This window comes from Streptomyces sp. DH10, assembly GCF_029813805.1.
Taxonomy (GTDB): Bacteria; Actinomycetota; Actinomycetes; order Streptomycetales; family Streptomycetaceae; genus Streptomyces; species Streptomyces coeruleofuscus.
This window is the reverse complement of the sequence record NZ_JARVKU010000019.1, coordinates 1-15,811: the sequence shown is the minus strand read 5'-3', so window position 1 is coordinate 15,811 and position 15,811 is coordinate 1. Positions and strand designations below refer to the sequence as shown.

Below are 15,811 nucleotides of genomic sequence, written 5' to 3'. Positions count from 1 at the left end.
CACCCACAGACAAGGAGGGACATCCGGCATGACAGTCGTACCGGCACAGCAGACCGGCGGCGGAGGCGGCAGCAGCGGTCTCTACGACGTGCTTGAACTTGTTCTGGACAGGGGGCTCGTCATCGACGCATTCGTGCGAGTCTCCCTGGTCGGCATCGAGATCCTCAAGATCGACGTTCGCGTCGTCGTCGCCAGCGTCGACACCTATCTGCGCTTCGCCGAGGCGTGCAACCGGCTCGATCTGGAGGCCGGGCCGCGCAAGGACCCGGGCCTGCCCGACCTGGTCGGGGAGATGACCGAGTCCGGTGCGCGCGGCAAGTCCAAGGGGGCGCTGTCCGGCGCCGCCGAAACCATCTCCGACGCCTTCAAGCAGGCGCGTTCCGAAGGCTCCGAGCAGGAGACCGAGTCCCGTCCGCGAGCCCGTAAGAGCACGTCCGCCCGCCGGAAGGAGGAGCAGGAGTGAGCACCTACGTCTACGGCATCGCGGCGAGCTCGCACCCCGCGCTCCCCGAGGGCATGGGCGGTGTCGGCGACCCGCCGCGCCCGGTGCGCATCCTGCGCGAGGGCGATCTGGCGGCCGTCGTCAGTGAGGCGCCCGAGGGGCTGCGGCCCAAGCGCAAGGACCTGCTCGCCCACCAGAACGTGCTCAGCGAGGCGGGCGCGGCGGGGTGTGTGCTGCCCATGCGGTTCGGCAGCGTCGCGCCGGACGACAACTCGATCACCGCGGTCCTCGCCGAGCGTGCCGAGCACTACAAGGAGCGCTTGCAGGCCCTGGACGGCCGGGTCGAGTACAACGTCAAGGCCAACCACGTCGAAGAGGCCGTGCTGCACCAGGTGATGGCCGAGAACCCGGAGATCCGTGGTCTCGCGGAGGCCAACCGGCGGGCCGGCGGCGGCAGTTACGACGACAAGATCCGGCTGGGCGAGATGGTCGCGGCCGCGGTCAAGGCCCGGGAGGGCGAGGACGGTGCGGTGCTCCAGCGCCTCCTGGAACCGTCCGCCGATGCCGTCAGCGTGGGCCCCGAGTCCACCGGCTGGCTGGCCAACGTGTCGTTCCTGGTGGACCGGGAGTCCGCCGAGAACTTCCTGGCGGCCGTGGAAGAGGCCCGCAAGGAGCTGCCGCACCTGGAGGTGCGGATCAACGGACCGCTGCCGCCGTACAGCTTCGTCGAGCCCGGCCCGACCGAGCCGGCGGGCACGGTGGCGAGCGGCACGGACACCGGAGCGGGGTGACGACGTGGGCCTGATCTCGGAGGTGCTGCTGCTGCCGTTCGCACCGGTGCGCGGCAGCGCCTGGGCCATCAGACAGGTGCTCCAGGAGGCCGAGCGGATCTACTACGACCCCGCCACCATCCGGGCCGAACTGGCCCGGCTGGAGGAGCAGTTGGAGGCCGGTGAGATCACGGAGGAGGAGTTCGACAGCCTCGAGGACGACCTCCTCGACCGGTTGGAGATCGCTTCGCGCGGGAGCGCGGGAACGGGCAACGGGACAACACAATGAACCGAGTGGGACTGGGTCTTGCCGTGGGGGCCGGATACCTCCTGGGCCGGACCAAGAAGCTGAAGATGGCGGTGGCCGTCGGCGGCCTGGTGGCCGGGAAGAAGATGAACCTGAGTCCGCGCATGGTCGCGGACGTGGTCCAGCAGCAGCTGCGGAACAACCCGCAGTTCAAGGAGATCGGGGACCAGCTGCGGCAGGACCTGCGCGGTGTCGGCAAGGCGGCCTCCGGCGCCATGGTCGAGCGGCAGATCGACGCCATCGCCGACCGGCTGCACGGCCGTACGGCACAGGTGCGCGACCAGCTGTCGGGCGTGGTTCCCGGAGGGCCCGAGGGCGACGCCGAGGACGCCGAGGACGAGGAGCCCGAGGCCGAGGCCGAGGACTCCGGCCCGGACGAGGACGACGAGGAGCCGGAGCCGGCCCCGAAGGCGGCGAAGAAGGCCCCGGCCAAGAAGGCGCCCGGGAAGACGGCGCGCAAGGCCCCGGCGAAGAAGGCCCCCGCCAAGAAGACCGCGGGCAAGAAGGCGGCGGCGAAGAAGACCACGGCCGGGAACAGAGGCGGCAGCGCCCGGGCCCGGCTGCCGAAGGGAGGCGGCGAGTGATGACCGACACCCTCGGATCAGCGACCTCCGCCGCGAACGGAGCGAAGAAGAACCCGCTCACCGATGTGGCCCACAGCGAGGCCGCCGACCGGCTGAAGGCCGAGCTGCAGGAGTACGTCGCCGCTCAGGCCACGCGCATGCTGACCGGTGTGGGCCGCAAGCTCGGCGAGACCACCGGCAAGCTGAACGACATCGCCGAGGGCAACAGCCCCGGTTTCGCCAAGCTCGCCCTCCAGGGCGGCCGCAAGCTCGCCGAGGGCAAGGGTCCGCTGCGCGCCGCCCTGGAGACCGGCGGGTCGAGCATCAAGGACAAGGTCACGGGCGCCTTCAAGAACCTGGGCGGCGGCGGCAAGGGCAAACGCAAGCGCTCGGCGGGCAAGAAGCCCACCGTCATCATCGAGCACATCGATGTCGGCGTGCCGCTGCGCACGGCGTACGACCAGTGGACGCAGTACCAGGACTTCAGCACCTTCGCGAAGGGCGTCAAGGCCGCGAACAAGGCCGACGACACCACCTCGGACTGGCAGTTGAAGGTCTTCTGGTCCAACCGGAGCTGGAAGGCGCAGACGACGGAGCAGGTGCCCGACGACCGCATCGCGTGGACATCGGAAGGTGCCAAGGGCACGACGAAGGGCGTGGTCTCCTTCCACCGCCTCGCCGACAACCTCACCCGGGTCCTGCTGGTCATCGAGTACTACCCCACGGGCCTGTTCGAGAAGACCGGCAACATCTGGCGCGCCCAGGGCCGCCGCGCCCGGCTCGACCTGAAGAACTTCGTCCGCTTCATCACGATCAAGGGCGAGGCGGAGGACAGCTGGCGCGGTGAGATCCGCGACGGCGAGGTCGTCCGCAGCCACGAGGACGCGCTCGCCGAGGAGGAGTCCGAGGGGGAGTCCGAGGAAGAGCGCCCCGAGGGCGAGGAGGAACCCGAGGACGAGTACGCCGAGGACGAGGAAGAGGAAGGCGAGGAGGAACCCGAGGGCGAGTACGAGGACGAAGCCGAGTCGGAGTACGACGAGGAAGAGCCCGAGGCCGAGGCAGGGCCCGAGGAAGAGGCCGAGGAAGAGCCTGAAGGCGAGTACGAGGAGGCCGAGGCCGACGAGGACGCGGACGAGTACGCCGAAGGCGGGAGCCGGCGATGACGACGCCCAGCAGGATGCCCGAACCCTACGGCCATGGAAGCGGCGCCAACCTCGCCGACATCCTGGAACGGGTGCTCGACAAGGGCATCGTCATCGCTGGCGATATTCGCATCAACCTGCTCGACATCGAACTCCTCACCATCAAACTGCGTTTGATCGTCGCCTCGGTGGACAAGGCGAAGGAGATGGGCATCGACTGGTGGGAAACCGACCCGGCACTGAGCTCGCGGGCCCGCCGTGATGAACTGACCCGTGAGAACGCCGAGTTGCGCGAGAGGCTGGCCCGGCTGGAGGAACTGGAGCCCGGCCGTGCGCAGAAGAAGGAGGCACCGTGACCGGACTGCGGTACGTCTACGCCGTCTGCCGCCCCTTCGGCACGCCGCTCCAGTCCCAGCTGTCGGGGGTGGCGGGTGATCCGCCCAGAGCGCTGAACCACCACGGCCTCGTCGCCGTGGTCAGCCACGTGCCGGAGCGGGACTTCGCCGAGGAACCGCTCCGCGCCCATCTGGAGGACCTCGACTGGCTCACCGAGACCGCCCGCGCCCACCAGGGGGTCATCGACGCGCTCACCACCGTCACGACCCCGCTGCCGCTGCGGCTCGGCACCGTCTTCCGGGACGACAGCGGCGTACGGACGATGATCGAGGCCCGTGAAGAGGATTTCCGGCGCACCCTCGAACGGCTGGAGGGCCGGGTCGAGTGGGGCGTGAAGGTGTACTCCGAGTCCGAACCGCAGGAGAGCGCCCGGCCCGCGCAGAAAGCCGCGTCGGGCCGCGACTACCTGCGGCAGCGGCGTATGCAGACCAGGTCGCACGAGGAGATGTGGCAGAAGGCGGAAAGCTTCTCGAACCGGCTGCACGAGGAGCTTTCCGCCTTCGCGGAGGATTCCCGGCTGCATCCCCCGCAGAACCCGGCGCTTTCCAAAGCGACCGGGCGGAATGTGCTGAACGCCGCGTATCTCGTACCGCGCGCGCATTCCGAGGAATTCGTGGAATTGGTGGACCGCACGAAGGGCGAGGTGCCCGGAATGCGCGTCGAACTCACCGGCCCCTGGGCTGCCTATTCTTTCGCCGGGGAGGCCACATGACCGACGGGGAGAAGCCGTGACCGTAGTGGAACGCCGTGAGGTCGCCCTCGTGGACCTGCTCGACCGGCTGCTCGCCGGCGGCGTCGTGATCACGGGGGACATCACCCTGCGCATCGCGGACGTCGACCTCGTCCGTATCGACCTCAACGCGCTCATCAGCTCGGTGAACGCCCAGGTGCCCTCCCCGTTCGAGGAGTTGCTGTGACGTCCGACCAGCCCGAGCAGGATCCGCGGCCGCGCCGCAACCGGCTGGACCTGGAACCCGACACCGTCGAGCGTGACCTGGTCAAACTCGTGCTCACGGTGGTGGAACTGCTGCGCCAGCTCATGGAGCGCCAGGCGCTGCGCCGGTTCGACGTGGGGGACCTGAGCGAGGACCAGGAGGAGCGGATCGGGCTCACCCTCATGCTGCTGGAGGAGCGGATGGCGGAACTGCGCGACCGCTACGGACTGCGGCCCGAGGACCTCAATCTGGACCTCGGGCCGCTCGGACCGCTGCTCCCCCGGGACGGGGGCTAATTCACCACCTGTACCACCGGCCCCTGCCTCCGGTCGCCGACGTACCACGGACGAAGAATCCCAGCAGCCACAGAACGAGAACCGCCAACGCGATCCACCAGAGTACCTTTACTGCGAATCCGGCGCCGAAAAGGATCAAAGCCAGAAGCAGTACCAGCAGGATGGGAACCATAATTCGAACCTCCTGCTTTTAGGGTGTCCCCGAATCCGTATTTCAGGCGTCCTTTCGGCAGAGAATTTCTCCGTGCAGCACGCTGAACCAGCCGTCCTCCCGCTCCCCCCACTGCCGCCAGGCGTCGGCGACGGCCCGCAACTGCGCCTCGCTCGCGTGCCCGCCCAGCCGGGCCCGGTCCGCGTACGCCGATGCCAGCGTCCGGTCGGCCCACAGCCCGCTCCACCAGGCCCGCTCCTCCCGCGTGGCGAAGGTCCAGGTGCCGGAGGTCGCCGTGACGTCCGTGAACCCGGCGCGCAGCGCCCACGCCTTCAGCCGGCGCCCGGCGTCCGGCTCGCCGCCGTTGGCCCGGGCGACGCGGCGGTAGAGGTCCAGCCAGTCGTCGAGCCCCTCGGACGCCGGAAACCAGGTCATGGCCTCGTAGTCGGCGTCCCGCACGGCGACGAGGCCCCCGGGCTTCACCACCCGCCTCATCTCGCTCAGCGCCCGCACCGGATCGCCCACGTGCTGAAGCACCTGGTGGGCGTGCACCACACAGAACGTGTCGTCCGGGTAGTCCAGGGCGTGCACGTCGGCGACCGCGAAGTCGACGTTGGCCAGCCCCCGCCCGGCAGCCGCGGCACGTGCCCGCTCCAGGATCTCCGGCTCCCGGTCGACACCGGTGACGTGTCCGCCGGGCACGAGCGCCGCCAGGTCCGCGGTGATGGTGCCCGGTCCGCACCCGACGTCCAGGATCTTCATGTGGGGGCGGAGCGACGGCACCAGATACGCGGCCGAGTTGGCGGCGGTGCGCCAGGTGTGCGAACGCAGCACCGATTCGTGGTGCCCGTGCGTGTAGACAGCGGTCTCCCGTGGTTCCGGCATGGCGGATCCCCCCTCTTCCGTTCGGGTCGGCAGGGGATCACCGTACGCAGTCCGGCCGCATAGTGAGACCGCATTCCCGCTATGTGGACTGACGGTTCGTCAGCCGGTTCTCAGCTGGAAGGGATCGGCCGGTAGACGGTCAGCGCCTCGGGCAGCTTCTCCAGGGTGACGCTGCCCTCCACCTCGATGACTTCACCGTCGTAGGCGAGGAGCGTGCCGGGCGCGACGTGGTCCAGCCGCAGCCGCCCCACCTGGACGGCGGCGTGGGCGGGGGAGCGGGTCAGCGGCCCCGCGAGGGCGGCGGCGAGCAGCCGGATGGCCGGCCGGCGTCCGCCGTGCACGACCCGCACGTCGAGCTGCCCGTCCGCGAGGTCCTTCCGGCGTCCGGACGCCAGCCCCATGCGGTGGTAGGTGCCGCTCCCGGCGAACAGCAGCCACAGGGGACGCGTACGGCCCTGGAACTCGGCCTCCAGCGGGTGCCGGTCGGCCCGCAGCACGCGCAGGGCCGCGAGCACGCCGGCGGGCCAGCCGCCGATCCGGTGCGACCAGCGCTCCCGCTCGCGCACGAGCTCCGGGTAGACGCCGACACTGCACGTGTTGAGGAAGACGCCGTGCTTCTCGCCGCAGGAGTACCGGCCCACGTCCACGCGCACGGCCTGGCCCGCACGCAGTGCGCGGGCGAGATCGCGCACGTCCTCGATGCCCAGGTCGTAGGCGAAGTGGTTGAGCGTCCCGCCCGGCAGCACCGCCAGGGGCAGGCGGAAGCGGAGCGCGACGCGGGCGGCGGCGTTCACCGTGCCGTCGCCGCCGCACACGCCGAGGACCCGGGCGCGCGCGGCCGCCTTCTCCAACTCGGCGGGCACGTCTCCCGGCTCGCACTCGACGACCTCGGCCCGGGGGAGGGCGTCCCGCAGGGCGCGGGCACGCTCGGCGCTGCCCGCGGCGGTGTTCGCGACCAGCACGAGTCCCTCGCCGTCCGGCAGCGCCGGGACCTCGGCGCGGGGACGGGCCGGCGGGGCGACCTGGCCGCGCGTGGGCACCATGCACCGCACGGCGAACGCGGCACCCACGCCCAGGGCGGCGCCCGTCAGGACGTCGCTCCCGAAGCGCGCGCCGCCGTGGCCGCGGGAGAGGGCGAGGGAGGCGGCCACCGGGGCGACGACCGTGCCCCAGGCGGGGGACTCCAGGGCGACCCCGGTCGCGAAGGCGGCGGCGGCCGCGGCCTGCCCGGAGGGGAACGAGGTGGTGGTCCGCCGCCGCTTCAGCTGCCCGATCAGCGGGACCGGGGCCGGGCGGACGTGGCGGAGCGTGCGCTTGGCGAGGGCGTTGACGGTGAGGGAGGCGAGGCCGAGCGAGGCCAGTCCTCGGGTCGCCGCGCGGCGGGCACGGGGCGTGCGGGTCGCGCCGAGGGCGGCGGCGGCCACGCACCACAGGGCGCCGTGGGGCGCGCTCAGGCTCGGGCGGGGCAGGGCGGGGTCAGGGACGGCGGGCGTCATGGCATGCGGGTACCCCGAGGGGGTGGACACACCGACCGTCCACGGGCAGGCTCGGGGTGATCATCGTGACCGAAGAGGGGGATCCGAGGTATGAGCGGGCTAGTGACGGCGGTCAGCAGCAACGGCGCGTACTCGTTCACCAAGCCGAACCGGGACAGCATCAGGCTGCTCGCCGGTCTCGGGGTGGAGGGCGACGTGCACGCCGGGGTGACGGTCAAGCACCGTTCGCGCGTCGCACAGGATCCCACCCAGCCGAACCTGCGCCAGGTGCACCTCATCCACGAGGAACTCTTCGCCGAGGTCGGTGAAGAGGGGTTCGAGGTGGCGCCCGGCGAACTCGGCGAGAACATCACCACGCGGGGCATCGATCTGCTCGGTCTGCCGGCCGGCACGTTGCTGCGCATCGGCGACACGGCGGTCCTGGGGGTGACCGGTCTGCGCAATCCCTGCATCCAGATCGACCACTTCCAGGACGGGCTGCTGAAGCGGGTCGTCGGCCGCGACGAGGCGGGGAAGGTCGTCCGCAAGGCCGGGATCATGAGCGTGGTGCGGGAAGGGGGCGTGGTGCGTCCCGGGGACACGATCGAGGCGGAACTCCCCACGGGTCCGCACCGGCCTCTGGACCGGGTGTGAGACGCGGCCCGCTGCTTCCGGCCCGCGGCGTCGTTCCGGAAATGAGTTTGCCCAGCGAGCCGTCGCGGCCACAGAATCGCGCCCATGGGTCACCTCGAAGCCGCGCACCTGGAGTACTACCTGCCTGACGGAAGGGCGCTGCTGGGTGATGTCTCGTTCCGGGTCGGGGAGGGGGCCGTCGTCGCCCTCGTGGGGCCCAACGGGGCCGGGAAGACGACCCTGCTCCGGATGCTCGCCGGTGAGATCAAGCCGCACGGCGGAACCGTCACCGTCGGCGGCGGACTCGGCGTGATGCGGCAGTTCGTCGGATCCGTACGGGACGAGACGACCGTACGGGACCTGCTCGTCTCCGTCGCCACCCCCCGCATCCGCGAGGCGGCCCAAGCCGTCGACACCGCCGAGCACGCCCTCATGACCGTCGACGACGAGGCCGCCCAGCTGAAGTACGCCCAGGCCCTCGCCGACTGGGCCGAGGCCCGCGGGTACGAGGCCGAGACGCTGTGGGACATGTGCACCACGGCCGCCCTGGGCATCCCGTACGACAAGGCGCAGTGGCGGCTCGTCCGCACCCTCTCCGGCGGCGAGCAGAAGCGGCTCGTCCTGGAGGCGCTGCTGCGCGGTACCGACGAGGTGCTGCTGCTCGACGAGCCGGACAACTACCTCGACGTCCCCGGCAAGCGCTGGCTGGAGGAGCGGCTCAAGGAGACGCGCAAGACCGTGCTGTTCGTGTCGCACGACCGGGAGCTGCTGGCCCGCGCCGCCGAGAAGATCGTGAGCGTGGAGCCGGGCCCGGCGGGCGCCGACGCCTGGGTGCACGGCGGTGGGTTCGGCACGTACCACGAGGCCCGCCGGCAGCGGTTCGAGCGCTTCGAGGAACTGCGCAGGCGCTGGGACGAGAAACACGCCCAGCTGAAAAAGCTGGTGCTGACGCTCCGTCAAGCCGCCGCCGTGAGTCATGACATGGCCTCGCGATACGCCGCCGCGCAAACCCGCCTGCGCAAGTTCGAGGAGGCCGGCCCGCCGCCCGAGCCGCCGCGCGAGCAGGACATCAGCATGCGGATCAAGGGCGGCCGCACCGGCGTCCGGGCCGTCACCTGCCAGAACCTGGAACTGACCGGTCTGATGAAGCCCTTCGACCTGGAGGTCTTCTACGGCGAACGCGTCGCCGTCCTCGGCTCCAACGGCTCCGGCAAGTCCCACTTCCTGCGCCTGCTCGCCGGTGACGACGTGGCGCACACGGGGAACTGGAAACTGGGGGCCCGGGTCGTACCCGGCCACTTCGCGCAGACGCACGCGCACCCGGAGCTGGAGGGCCGCACGCTGCTCGACATCCTGTGGAAGGAGTACGCACAGGACCGCGGCGCGGCGATGTCGCGGCTGCGCCGCTACGAGCTGACGAACCAGGCCGAGCAGGCGTTCGACCGCCTGTCCGGCGGCCAGCAGGCCCGCTTCCAGATCCTCCTGCTGGAGCTCCAGGGCGTCACGGCCCTGCTGCTCGACGAGCCGACCGACAACCTGGACCTGGAGTCCGCGGAGGCGCTCCAGGAGGGCCTGGAGTCCTTCGACGGCACGGTCCTCGCGGTCACGCACGATCGCTGGTTCGCCCGCTCCTTCGACCGCTACCTCGTCTTCGGCAGCGACGGCCGGGTCCGGGAGACCCCGGACCCGGTCTGGGACGAACGCCGGGTGGAACGGGCCCGCTAGGGGGCCCGCCAGGGCAACGGCCCCGGGCTTACTTCCAGCGGAGCAGCGCCCCGAGTCCGCCCACCGGAACCTCCTGCGCCTCCTGCTCCGAAACCGCCAGTGCCGCCGCGTCGGTGGCCACGGCCGACCGGATCAGCGCGTCGTCCGCCCGGGCCGGCCAGGAGTGCTGCTCGCCGAGGATCTTCAGGTCCGTGCGCCGCACCGCCAGCTGGTCCGGGTCCTCGCCGATCCACACCTCGCGGTGCGCGTCCGGTCCGTCCAGCCTGATCAGCAGCTCGTCGATACGGCGCTCACGTGCCGCCTCGACCAGCGCGGGCACGCCCTCCACGGCCCCGGCCCGGCCCTCGTCGTCCGGGTGCCGGGCGGCCAGGAACCGGTCCAGCTCCGCCGCGGCCCTCCGCCGCACGTGCTCGGTGCGGGCCCGCTCCACGTCCTCGTCGAGGAGCCGGCTGCCGATGCCGTGCTCCGCCTCGACGACGAGGTCGTGCAGCCGCTTGGGCAGCCGCTCGTGCACGGACCGCCGCTCACGGTCGTCACCGACGAGAATCAGCAGGTCGGCGCGGGTCTCCTCCTGGCACACGGCGAGCGCGTCGGCGATCTCCGCGGCGTTGTGCTCCCAGGTGTTCTCCACCCGCAGCTGGAAATGCCGCTCGGACCAGTCCACGGAGCTCGTCCGGTGCACCGGCCACTGGCGGCCGGTGACGCTGCCGACGCCCTCGCTGCCCAGTCCGCTGCGCAGCTCGAAGTCCGCGCCCTTGCGGTCGATGTACGCCACCACGCACACCGGGTCCTCGCCGGCCAGCTCCAGCAGCGGCGTGACACGCGGCAGCGGGGCCCATTCGGCCCAGTCGCCGCCCTGCGGGGGACGGGCCAGCGGCGGGTCGAGGATCACCTCGCCGGCGCGGGCGAACAGGGCCCGGCCGTGCAGGTCGGAGGAGTGCTTCAGGTCCTCGATGGCGCTCTGCACGGCCCGGCAGGTCGCCTCGTCCGCGCCCTGCTCGGCCAGCTGCCTGGCCATCGCCTGGGCCGTGAGCTGACGCTCGTGGGGGGTGTCCTCCGTATGCCGGGAGGTGTCGACGTACACCGAGGCCCAAGGCCCGGGGTGTTCGTAGAGTGGGTGCAGAAAGGCGAGATCCATGGCTCCCTCCCGGGTGCCGCTCGGGGGTAGTGCTCAGTTGCTCCCGGGGCGGGTACCCGGACCGCATGAACGAACACGACGAGCGGGGCGACACGATGACCGGAGTGGACCCTGACCGGCTGGACGACCAGCAGCTCATGAAGGAGCTGGAGACCATCCACCGCACGCGCCACGACACGCTGCTGTACGGCTCGAACGACGCGCTGCGGGCCCATAACGAACGCATGGCTCAGCTCGAGGGCGAGTTCCTGCGCCGCAACCCGCGCCGCCCGGTGGCCGCGGGCCGCACACGCGAAGGGGCCCGGGAGCGGGGGAGCGGGGAGTCGACGACTCCCACGACCCCCGGCACCTGAGCCCTGCCGGACCAGCACGGAGGCGACGCACCCCGGCCGGCAGCGGCATGACGCGCCCCGGGCCGGCCCCGGCACACCGGGTCCCGGCCCACGCCGCCACAGCCCGACCTGTCCCGCACCGCACAGGCGGCCCCCGGCCCCGTCGGCGCTTGGCGTGCGGGCCGGCACCGTCGCACCGCACAGGCGGCTCCCGGCCTCGTCGGCGTTTCGTGTGCGGGCCGGTACCGTCGCACCGCACAGGCGGCTCCCGGCCTCGTCGGCGTTTCGTGTGCGGGCCGGTACCGTCGCACCGCACAGGCGGCTCCCGGCCTCGTCGGCGTTTCGTGTGCGGGCCGGTACCGCCGCACCGCAAGCGGCCCCGGCCTCGCTGGCGCTTGGCGTGCGGGCCGGCACCGGCCGTCACGACTGGGTTGGCCCGGCACGAGGCGACCCGCTCCGAGCTACCACCCCCGACCTGATCCGCACCCCTCAAACGTGGCCCGGCCCCGGCGACGCCGCGCGCGGGTCCGCACCGGCGCAACCCGGCCTGGTCCGCACTGCACAGGCGCGCCCCGCCCCGTACCGGCGCATCGCGCGGGGGTCCGCACCGGCACAGCCCGACCCGGCCCGCACCGCACAAGCGCAAGACGCCGGGCCTGCACCCGCACCAGCCCGCGATACGGCCCGCACCGGCGGTTCGCGAGCGGGTCGGCACCGGCAGGACCCGAGCCGCCCCCGACCGGCACACCACGACACGCCCACGCGCAGCACAAGCAGGCCGGGCCGCGCCCCCACAAGCGCGGCCCGGCCCAGTCCCCGGCCCCGGTTCAGTGCCGCACCGGTCCCCGTCCCCAATGCCGGTGTGCCGCGATCGCGGCACAGAGCGCGTTCAGGAACTCCTCGCTCGCCGGACCCGGCGAGGTGTCCGTCACCACGCCCTGGTCCGTGACCACGCGCTGGAACTCCGTCGACAGCCTCAGCCCCTCGGGCTCCAGCGCCGACAGGACGCCCACGCCCGAGCCGAGCGCGCCCACCGGCTTGCCGTGCCGGAAGGCGTCCCGCACGAACCGCATCGCGTCCGGGTCGGCCGCCGTCGGCGGGGTACCGACGGGCCCGCCGGGCAGCAGCACGGCGTCGTACAGCACGGACGCCACGGTCGGCAGCGCACGGTCGACGGCGTAGGTCTCGCCGTCGGACCCGGTGATCGTCCCGTCCGTCGGGGCCAGCGCCTCGACGATCGCCCCCTCGGCGGCCAGCCGCTCCCGCACGGAGGTGATCTGCTCGGCGTCCACGCCGTCGGTGACCAGCACCGCGATCTGCCGGGTCCGGATCGATCCGTCCCCGCGCAGCGACTCCAGGCTGAGCGCGGGGGAGGCCGACTTGGACGCGGCCTCCGCAGTGGACGGCTCCGGAACCCCGACACCCCGTGCCACCTGCACTGCCAGGTCCCCGTCGACCTTGGCCAGGTGCTCGACCGTACGCGCCCGCACGGTCCGCGCGCCCACCTTGCCGAGCTCGAACCGGAACGCCTCGACGATGTGCTGCTTCTCCCAGTCCGCCATGCTGTTCCAGAACATCGCCGGCTGGCTGTAGTGGTCCTGGAAACTGGGACTGCGGCGCCGGATCTTGTGGCCGTCCACCCGTTCGGCGTAATGCGTGTAGGCGCTTCCCCCGGCGCCCGCGTGGGCCGGGCAGCCGCCGCCGAGCGAGTTCGGGAAGTAGTTCGTGCCGGAGTGGATCGCGCTCTGGTGATAGCCGTCGCGCTGGTTGTTGCGCACCGGCGCGACCGGCCGGTTCACCGGCAGCTGCGAGAAGTTGGGCCCGCCGAGCCGGATCAGCTGGGTGTCCAGGTAGGAGAAGTTCCGCGCCTGGAGCAGCGGGTCGTTGGTGAAGTCGATGCCGGGGACGACGTTCGCCGTGTGGAAGGCGACCTGCTCGGTCTCAGCGAAGAAGTTCTCCGGGTTGCGGTCCAGCACCATCCGGCCGATCGGCCGCACCGGCACCTGCTCCTCCGGGATGATCTTCGTCGGGTCGAGCAGGTCGAAGTCGAACGCGAACTCGTCCTCCTCCGGCACGAGTTGCACGCCCAGCTCCCACTCGGGGTACTCGCCCGCCTCGATCGCGTCCCACAGGTCACGCCGGTTGAAGTCCGGGTCGCGGCCCTGGCACTCCTGGGCCTCGTCCCACACCAGGGAGTGCACGCCGAGCCGCGGCTTCCAGTGGAACTTCACGAACGTGCCCTTGCCGTCCGCGTTGACGAACCGGAAGGTGTGCACGCCGAAGCCCTGCATCATGCGGTAACTGCGCGGGATCGCCCGGTCCGACATCAGCCACATGATCGCGTGCAGCGTCTCGGGCTGGAGCGACACGAAGTCCCACAGGGTGTCGTGCGCGGACGCGCCCGTCGGGATGTCGTTGTGCGGCTCGGGCTTCACCGCGTGCACGAAGTCGGGGAACTTGACGCCGTCCTGGATGAAGAAGACCGGGAAGTTGTTCCCGACCAGGTCGTAGTTCCCCTCCGACGTGTAGAACTTGGTCGCGAAGCCGCGCACGTCCCGCACGGTGTCCGCCGAGCCCTTCGGACCCTGCACGGTCGAGAAGCGTACGAACACGGGCGTCCGCTCGGCCGGGTCCTGGAGGAACGCCGCGCGGGTGAACTCCGCGCAGGACTCGTACGGTTCGAAATAGCCGTACGCGCCCGCGCCCCGCGCGTGCACCACCCGCTCCGGGATCCGCTCGTGGTCGAAGCGGGTGAGCTTCTCCCGGAAGTGGAAGTCCTCCATCAGCGTCGGACCGCGCTCGCCCGCGGCCAGGGAGTCGTCGGTGTGGTCGACCTCCACTCCCTGGTCGGTGGTGAGCGGCCCGCCGGCCGGATCGTCCGCCTTGAAGGCTTCGCGCTGTTCCTGTTTCCGGTCGGCGGGAGAGGCCATCAGGCGGCCTCCTCGGCGAAGACGTCGAGGAAGGTCTCGCAGAACGCCTTCAGGTCGTCCGGCTTACGGCTGGTGACCAGCTTGTTCGCGCCGTGGTCACAGACCTGCACCTGCTCGTCGACCCAGGTGCCGCCCGCGTTGCGGATGTCGGTCCGCAGGCTCGGCCAGGAGGTCAGCGTCCGGCCGCGTACGACGTCCGCCTCGACCAGCGTCCACGGCGCGTGGCAGATCGCGGCCACGGGGCGGCCCTGCTCGAAGAAGTCCCGGACGAACGCGACGGCCTTGCCGTCCATCCGCAGGAAGTCCGGGTTGGCCACGCCGCCCGGCAGCACCAGAGCGCCGAACGAGCCCGGCTCGCTCTGGCCCACGACCTCTTCCACGGGGAAGGTGTCCGCCTTGTCGAGGTGGTTGAACGCCTGGATCTCCCCCTCCTTCGTCGACACCAGCACGGGCTCGTGACCGGCGTCCCTCGCGGCCTGCCACGGATCGGTCAGCTCGACCTGCTCGACGCCCTCGGGTGCCACCAGAAATGCGATACGCATGATGCTCAATGTCCTTTCCCGGAGCGCGCGGCACTCCAGCGCGCCGCGTCGCTCCTCGCGTTCTTGTCGTTCTTGCGGTTCCTGCGGCCCGTGCGCACGCACCGCAGCAACTCCTCGCCGTACGGCAGCAGCACACAGGTGCCGATCGCCGCGGCGATGCCCGCCAGATAGCCGCGCGACAGCGGCCGCCGGCGCGGCACCAGCCGCCAGGCGTCGGGGTCCCCGCGGCCGCCGCGCAGCAGCGACTTCACCTGGTCGGCGTGCAGGCACATCAGGGAGGCCAGCGCCCCGAACGGCAGCGACTCCAGAAAGCTGTGGATGTGCTGCTCGACCGGCTTGACCTCCCGCTCGCTGTCGACGGCCGTACGGACGTCCCACAGCGCCGTCGCCTCGTGCACCGCGGCCCCGCCCAGCTGCACGCTCAGCAGCAGCGGGTTGACCTCGTAGCGCAGCGTCAGCGCGATCGGGATGCCGACCTCGGCCATCATCAGCGAGTGGATCAGGGACTCCTTCGTCCCCGCCGTCTCCTCGATACGGGTCCGCCGGTGCATCACCCAGTCGGCCACCCCGGGCACGAACCAGCCGGGCAGCAGCCCGTACAGCAGGTAGCGGGTCGTGACGTCCCCGACGTCGACGGTGACCCCCGTGGCACTGATCTCCTTCGCCTGGTCGATGCTCACGCACCTCCCCGGGCGTCCGGCTCGGCGCGGCTGATGTCGGCGAGCGCCGACGCGGGGTCCTCGGCCTCGGCCAGGTCGCCGAGGCTCACCATCCCCACCGGCAGTCCGTTCTCCACCACCGGCAGCCGGCGCACCGCGTGCTCGCGCATCAGCGTGACCGCGGTCGCCACCCGGTCGTCCGGCGTCACCGTCACCGGGTCCGGCGTGCACACCGCCTGCGCGCTCACCGTCATCGGGTCCGCGCCGTCGGCCACCGCCCGCACCGTGATGTCACGGTCGGTGAGCACGCCGATCACGTCCTGCCCGTCGGCCACCACCACGTCGCCGATGTTCTGGGTGCGCATCAACTGCGCCGCCTCGACGAGCGAGGCGTCCGGGCGTACGGCGACCACGCCCGGGGTCATCACGTCCTTCACCAGCTCGGCCATCACTGAAGGCCCTCCCTCTGTTCCCCCTCCGGTGGGGGCAC

At 71.7% G+C, this 15,811-nt stretch carries 20 protein-coding genes; 12 read left to right on the top strand and 8 right to left on the bottom strand.

What is annotated here, in order from left to right; translation table 11 throughout:
• Positions 1 to 28 precede the first annotated feature (28 nt).
• From QC385_RS31720 to QC385_RS31680, 9 genes are read left to right on the top strand one after another with little or no spacing between them, the layout of a single operon-like run.
• Entirely contained in the window at positions 29 to 463 is a 435-nt protein-coding gene (locus QC385_RS31720) for a gas vesicle structural protein GvpA (protein WP_010038714.1), read from the top strand.
• A complete protein-coding gene (locus QC385_RS31715; RefSeq protein WP_279544798.1) occupies positions 460 to 1,233 on the top strand; it encodes a GvpL/GvpF family gas vesicle protein in 774 nt (257 codons plus the stop codon). Before QC385_RS31720 ends, QC385_RS31715 begins: the two co-directional genes overlap by 4 nt.
• Before the next feature lie 4 nt (positions 1,234 to 1,237).
• Entirely contained in the window at positions 1,238 to 1,501 is a 264-nt protein-coding gene (locus QC385_RS31710; protein ID WP_086851925.1) for a gas vesicle protein GvpG, read from the top strand.
• Positions 1,498 to 2,103: a DNA primase gene (locus tag QC385_RS31705; protein WP_279544797.1), complete on the top strand. Its 606-nt coding sequence runs from the start codon at positions 1,498 to 1,500 to the stop codon at positions 2,101 to 2,103. Before QC385_RS31710 ends, QC385_RS31705 begins: the two co-directional genes overlap by 4 nt.
• Positions 2,103 to 3,245, top strand: coding sequence for an SRPBCC family protein (locus QC385_RS31700; RefSeq protein WP_279544796.1), 1,143 nt, complete (start codon positions 2,103 to 2,105; stop codon positions 3,243 to 3,245). The genes QC385_RS31705 and QC385_RS31700 overlap by 1 nt, the downstream gene beginning before the upstream one ends.
• Positions 3,242 to 3,580, top strand: coding sequence for a gas vesicle protein (locus QC385_RS31695; protein WP_086560744.1), 339 nt, complete (start codon positions 3,242 to 3,244; stop codon positions 3,578 to 3,580). The genes QC385_RS31700 and QC385_RS31695 overlap by 4 nt, the downstream gene beginning before the upstream one ends.
• Positions 3,577 to 4,332, top strand: coding sequence for a GvpL/GvpF family gas vesicle protein (locus QC385_RS31690; protein ID WP_279544795.1), 756 nt, complete (start codon positions 3,577 to 3,579; stop codon positions 4,330 to 4,332). Before QC385_RS31695 ends, QC385_RS31690 begins: the two co-directional genes overlap by 4 nt.
• A gap of 16 nt (positions 4,333 to 4,348) precedes the next feature.
• Positions 4,349 to 4,537 carry a gas vesicle protein gene (locus tag QC385_RS31685; RefSeq protein ID WP_003994122.1) on the top strand — a complete coding sequence of 63 codons (189 nt, stop codon included), beginning with the start codon at positions 4,349 to 4,351 and terminating at the stop codon, positions 4,535 to 4,537.
• The gene (locus QC385_RS31680; protein ID WP_279544794.1) at positions 4,534 to 4,851 is read left to right on the top strand and encodes a gas vesicle protein K; all 318 of its coding nucleotides are present in this window, start codon (positions 4,534 to 4,536) and stop codon (positions 4,849 to 4,851) included. Before QC385_RS31685 ends, QC385_RS31680 begins: the two co-directional genes overlap by 4 nt.
• Position 4,852: 1 nt before the next feature.
• On the opposite strand, the gene QC385_RS31675 is transcribed toward QC385_RS31680, so the two are convergent.
• From QC385_RS31675 to QC385_RS31665, 3 genes are all read right to left on the bottom strand, one after another.
• Complete coding sequence (locus tag QC385_RS31675) at positions 4,853 to 5,023, bottom strand: hypothetical protein (RefSeq protein ID WP_059420075.1); 171 nt, start codon at positions 5,021 to 5,023, stop codon at positions 4,853 to 4,855.
• 42 nt (positions 5,024 to 5,065) lie between these two features.
• Positions 5,066 to 5,887, bottom strand: a complete 822-nt coding sequence (locus tag QC385_RS31670; protein ID WP_279544793.1) for a class I SAM-dependent methyltransferase — start codon at positions 5,885 to 5,887, stop codon at positions 5,066 to 5,068.
• Positions 5,888 to 5,997: 110 nt separating this feature from the next.
• Positions 5,998 to 7,383: a bifunctional phosphatase PAP2/diacylglycerol kinase family protein gene (locus QC385_RS31665; protein ID WP_279544792.1), complete on the bottom strand. Its 1,386-nt coding sequence runs from the start codon at positions 7,381 to 7,383 to the stop codon at positions 5,998 to 6,000.
• Between the two features lie 90 nt (positions 7,384 to 7,473).
• Here QC385_RS31665 and QC385_RS31660 point away from each other — a divergent pair, with 90 nt between their 5' ends.
• Together QC385_RS31660 and QC385_RS31655 are read left to right on the top strand one after the other, a co-directional pair.
• Complete coding sequence (locus QC385_RS31660) at positions 7,474 to 8,016, top strand: MOSC domain-containing protein (RefSeq protein ID WP_279544791.1); 543 nt, start codon at positions 7,474 to 7,476, stop codon at positions 8,014 to 8,016.
• 84 nt (positions 8,017 to 8,100) lie between these two features.
• Positions 8,101 to 9,720 carry an ATP-binding cassette domain-containing protein gene (locus QC385_RS31655; RefSeq protein WP_279544790.1) on the top strand — a complete coding sequence of 540 codons (1,620 nt, stop codon included), beginning with the start codon at positions 8,101 to 8,103 and terminating at the stop codon, positions 9,718 to 9,720.
• A 28-nt stretch (positions 9,721 to 9,748) separates the two neighbouring features.
• Here QC385_RS31655 and QC385_RS31650 read toward each other — a convergent pair whose 3' ends face one another.
• Positions 9,749 to 10,858 (bottom strand): baeRF2 domain-containing protein, encoded by a 1,110-nt coding sequence (locus QC385_RS31650; protein WP_279544789.1) that lies wholly within the window; start codon positions 10,856 to 10,858, stop codon positions 9,749 to 9,751.
• A 65-nt stretch (positions 10,859 to 10,923) separates the two neighbouring features.
• Between QC385_RS31650 and QC385_RS31645 the strand changes: the two genes are divergently transcribed.
• Positions 10,924 to 11,211: a DUF6158 family protein gene (locus QC385_RS31645; RefSeq protein ID WP_086598945.1), complete on the top strand. Its 288-nt coding sequence runs from the start codon at positions 10,924 to 10,926 to the stop codon at positions 11,209 to 11,211.
• An 806-nt stretch (positions 11,212 to 12,017) separates the two neighbouring features.
• On the opposite strand, the gene QC385_RS31640 is transcribed toward QC385_RS31645, so the two are convergent.
• The 4 genes from QC385_RS31640 to QC385_RS31625 are packed head-to-tail and all read right to left on the bottom strand — an operon-like array spanning position 12,018 to position 15,770.
• Complete coding sequence (locus QC385_RS31640) at positions 12,018 to 14,120, bottom strand: catalase (RefSeq protein WP_279544788.1); 2,103 nt, start codon at positions 14,118 to 14,120, stop codon at positions 12,018 to 12,020.
• The gene (locus QC385_RS31635; protein ID WP_279544787.1) at positions 14,120 to 14,662 is read right to left on the bottom strand and encodes a type 1 glutamine amidotransferase domain-containing protein; all 543 of its coding nucleotides are present in this window, start codon (positions 14,660 to 14,662) and stop codon (positions 14,120 to 14,122) included. Before QC385_RS31635 ends, QC385_RS31640 begins: the two co-directional genes overlap by 1 nt.
• Positions 14,663 to 14,667: 5 nt before the next feature.
• Complete coding sequence (locus QC385_RS31630; protein ID WP_279544786.1) at positions 14,668 to 15,342, bottom strand: diguanylate cyclase; 675 nt, start codon at positions 15,340 to 15,342, stop codon at positions 14,668 to 14,670.
• Positions 15,339 to 15,770: a CBS domain-containing protein gene (locus QC385_RS31625; RefSeq protein WP_279544785.1), complete on the bottom strand. Its 432-nt coding sequence runs from the start codon at positions 15,768 to 15,770 to the stop codon at positions 15,339 to 15,341. The genes QC385_RS31630 and QC385_RS31625 overlap by 4 nt, the downstream gene beginning before the upstream one ends.
• Positions 15,771 to 15,811: the final 41 nt, after the last annotated feature.

Coding starts and splice junctions, on each gene's coding strand:
- QC385_RS31660 (WP_279544791.1), top strand. CDS start 7,474: ATGAGCGGGCTAGTGACGGCGGTCAGCAGCAACGGCGCGTACTCGTTC.
- QC385_RS31645 (WP_086598945.1), top strand. CDS start 10,924: ATGAACGAACACGACGAGCGGGGCGACACGATGACCGGAGTGGACCCT.
- QC385_RS31640 (WP_279544788.1), bottom strand. CDS start 14,120: ATGGCCTCTCCCGCCGACCGGAAACAGGAACAGCGCGAAGCCTTCAAG.
- QC385_RS31635 (WP_279544787.1), bottom strand. CDS start 14,662: ATGCGTATCGCATTTCTGGTGGCACCCGAGGGCGTCGAGCAGGTCGAG.
- QC385_RS31625 (WP_279544785.1), bottom strand. CDS start 15,770: ATGGCCGAGCTGGTGAAGGACGTGATGACCCCGGGCGTGGTCGCCGTA.
- QC385_RS31695 (WP_086560744.1), top strand. CDS start 3,242: ATGACGACGCCCAGCAGGATGCCCGAACCCTACGGCCATGGAAGCGGC.
- QC385_RS31700 (WP_279544796.1), top strand. CDS start 2,103: ATGACCGACACCCTCGGATCAGCGACCTCCGCCGCGAACGGAGCGAAG.
- QC385_RS31675 (WP_059420075.1), bottom strand. CDS start 5,023: ATGGTTCCCATCCTGCTGGTACTGCTTCTGGCTTTGATCCTTTTCGGC.
- QC385_RS31720 (WP_010038714.1), top strand. CDS start 29: ATGACAGTCGTACCGGCACAGCAGACCGGCGGCGGAGGCGGCAGCAGC.
- QC385_RS31705 (WP_279544797.1), top strand. CDS start 1,498: ATGAACCGAGTGGGACTGGGTCTTGCCGTGGGGGCCGGATACCTCCTG.
- QC385_RS31655 (WP_279544790.1), top strand. CDS start 8,101: ATGGGTCACCTCGAAGCCGCGCACCTGGAGTACTACCTGCCTGACGGA.
- QC385_RS31650 (WP_279544789.1), bottom strand. CDS start 10,858: ATGGATCTCGCCTTTCTGCACCCACTCTACGAACACCCCGGGCCTTGG.
- QC385_RS31670 (WP_279544793.1), bottom strand. CDS start 5,887: ATGCCGGAACCACGGGAGACCGCTGTCTACACGCACGGGCACCACGAA.
- QC385_RS31665 (WP_279544792.1), bottom strand. CDS start 7,383: ATGACGCCCGCCGTCCCTGACCCCGCCCTGCCCCGCCCGAGCCTGAGC.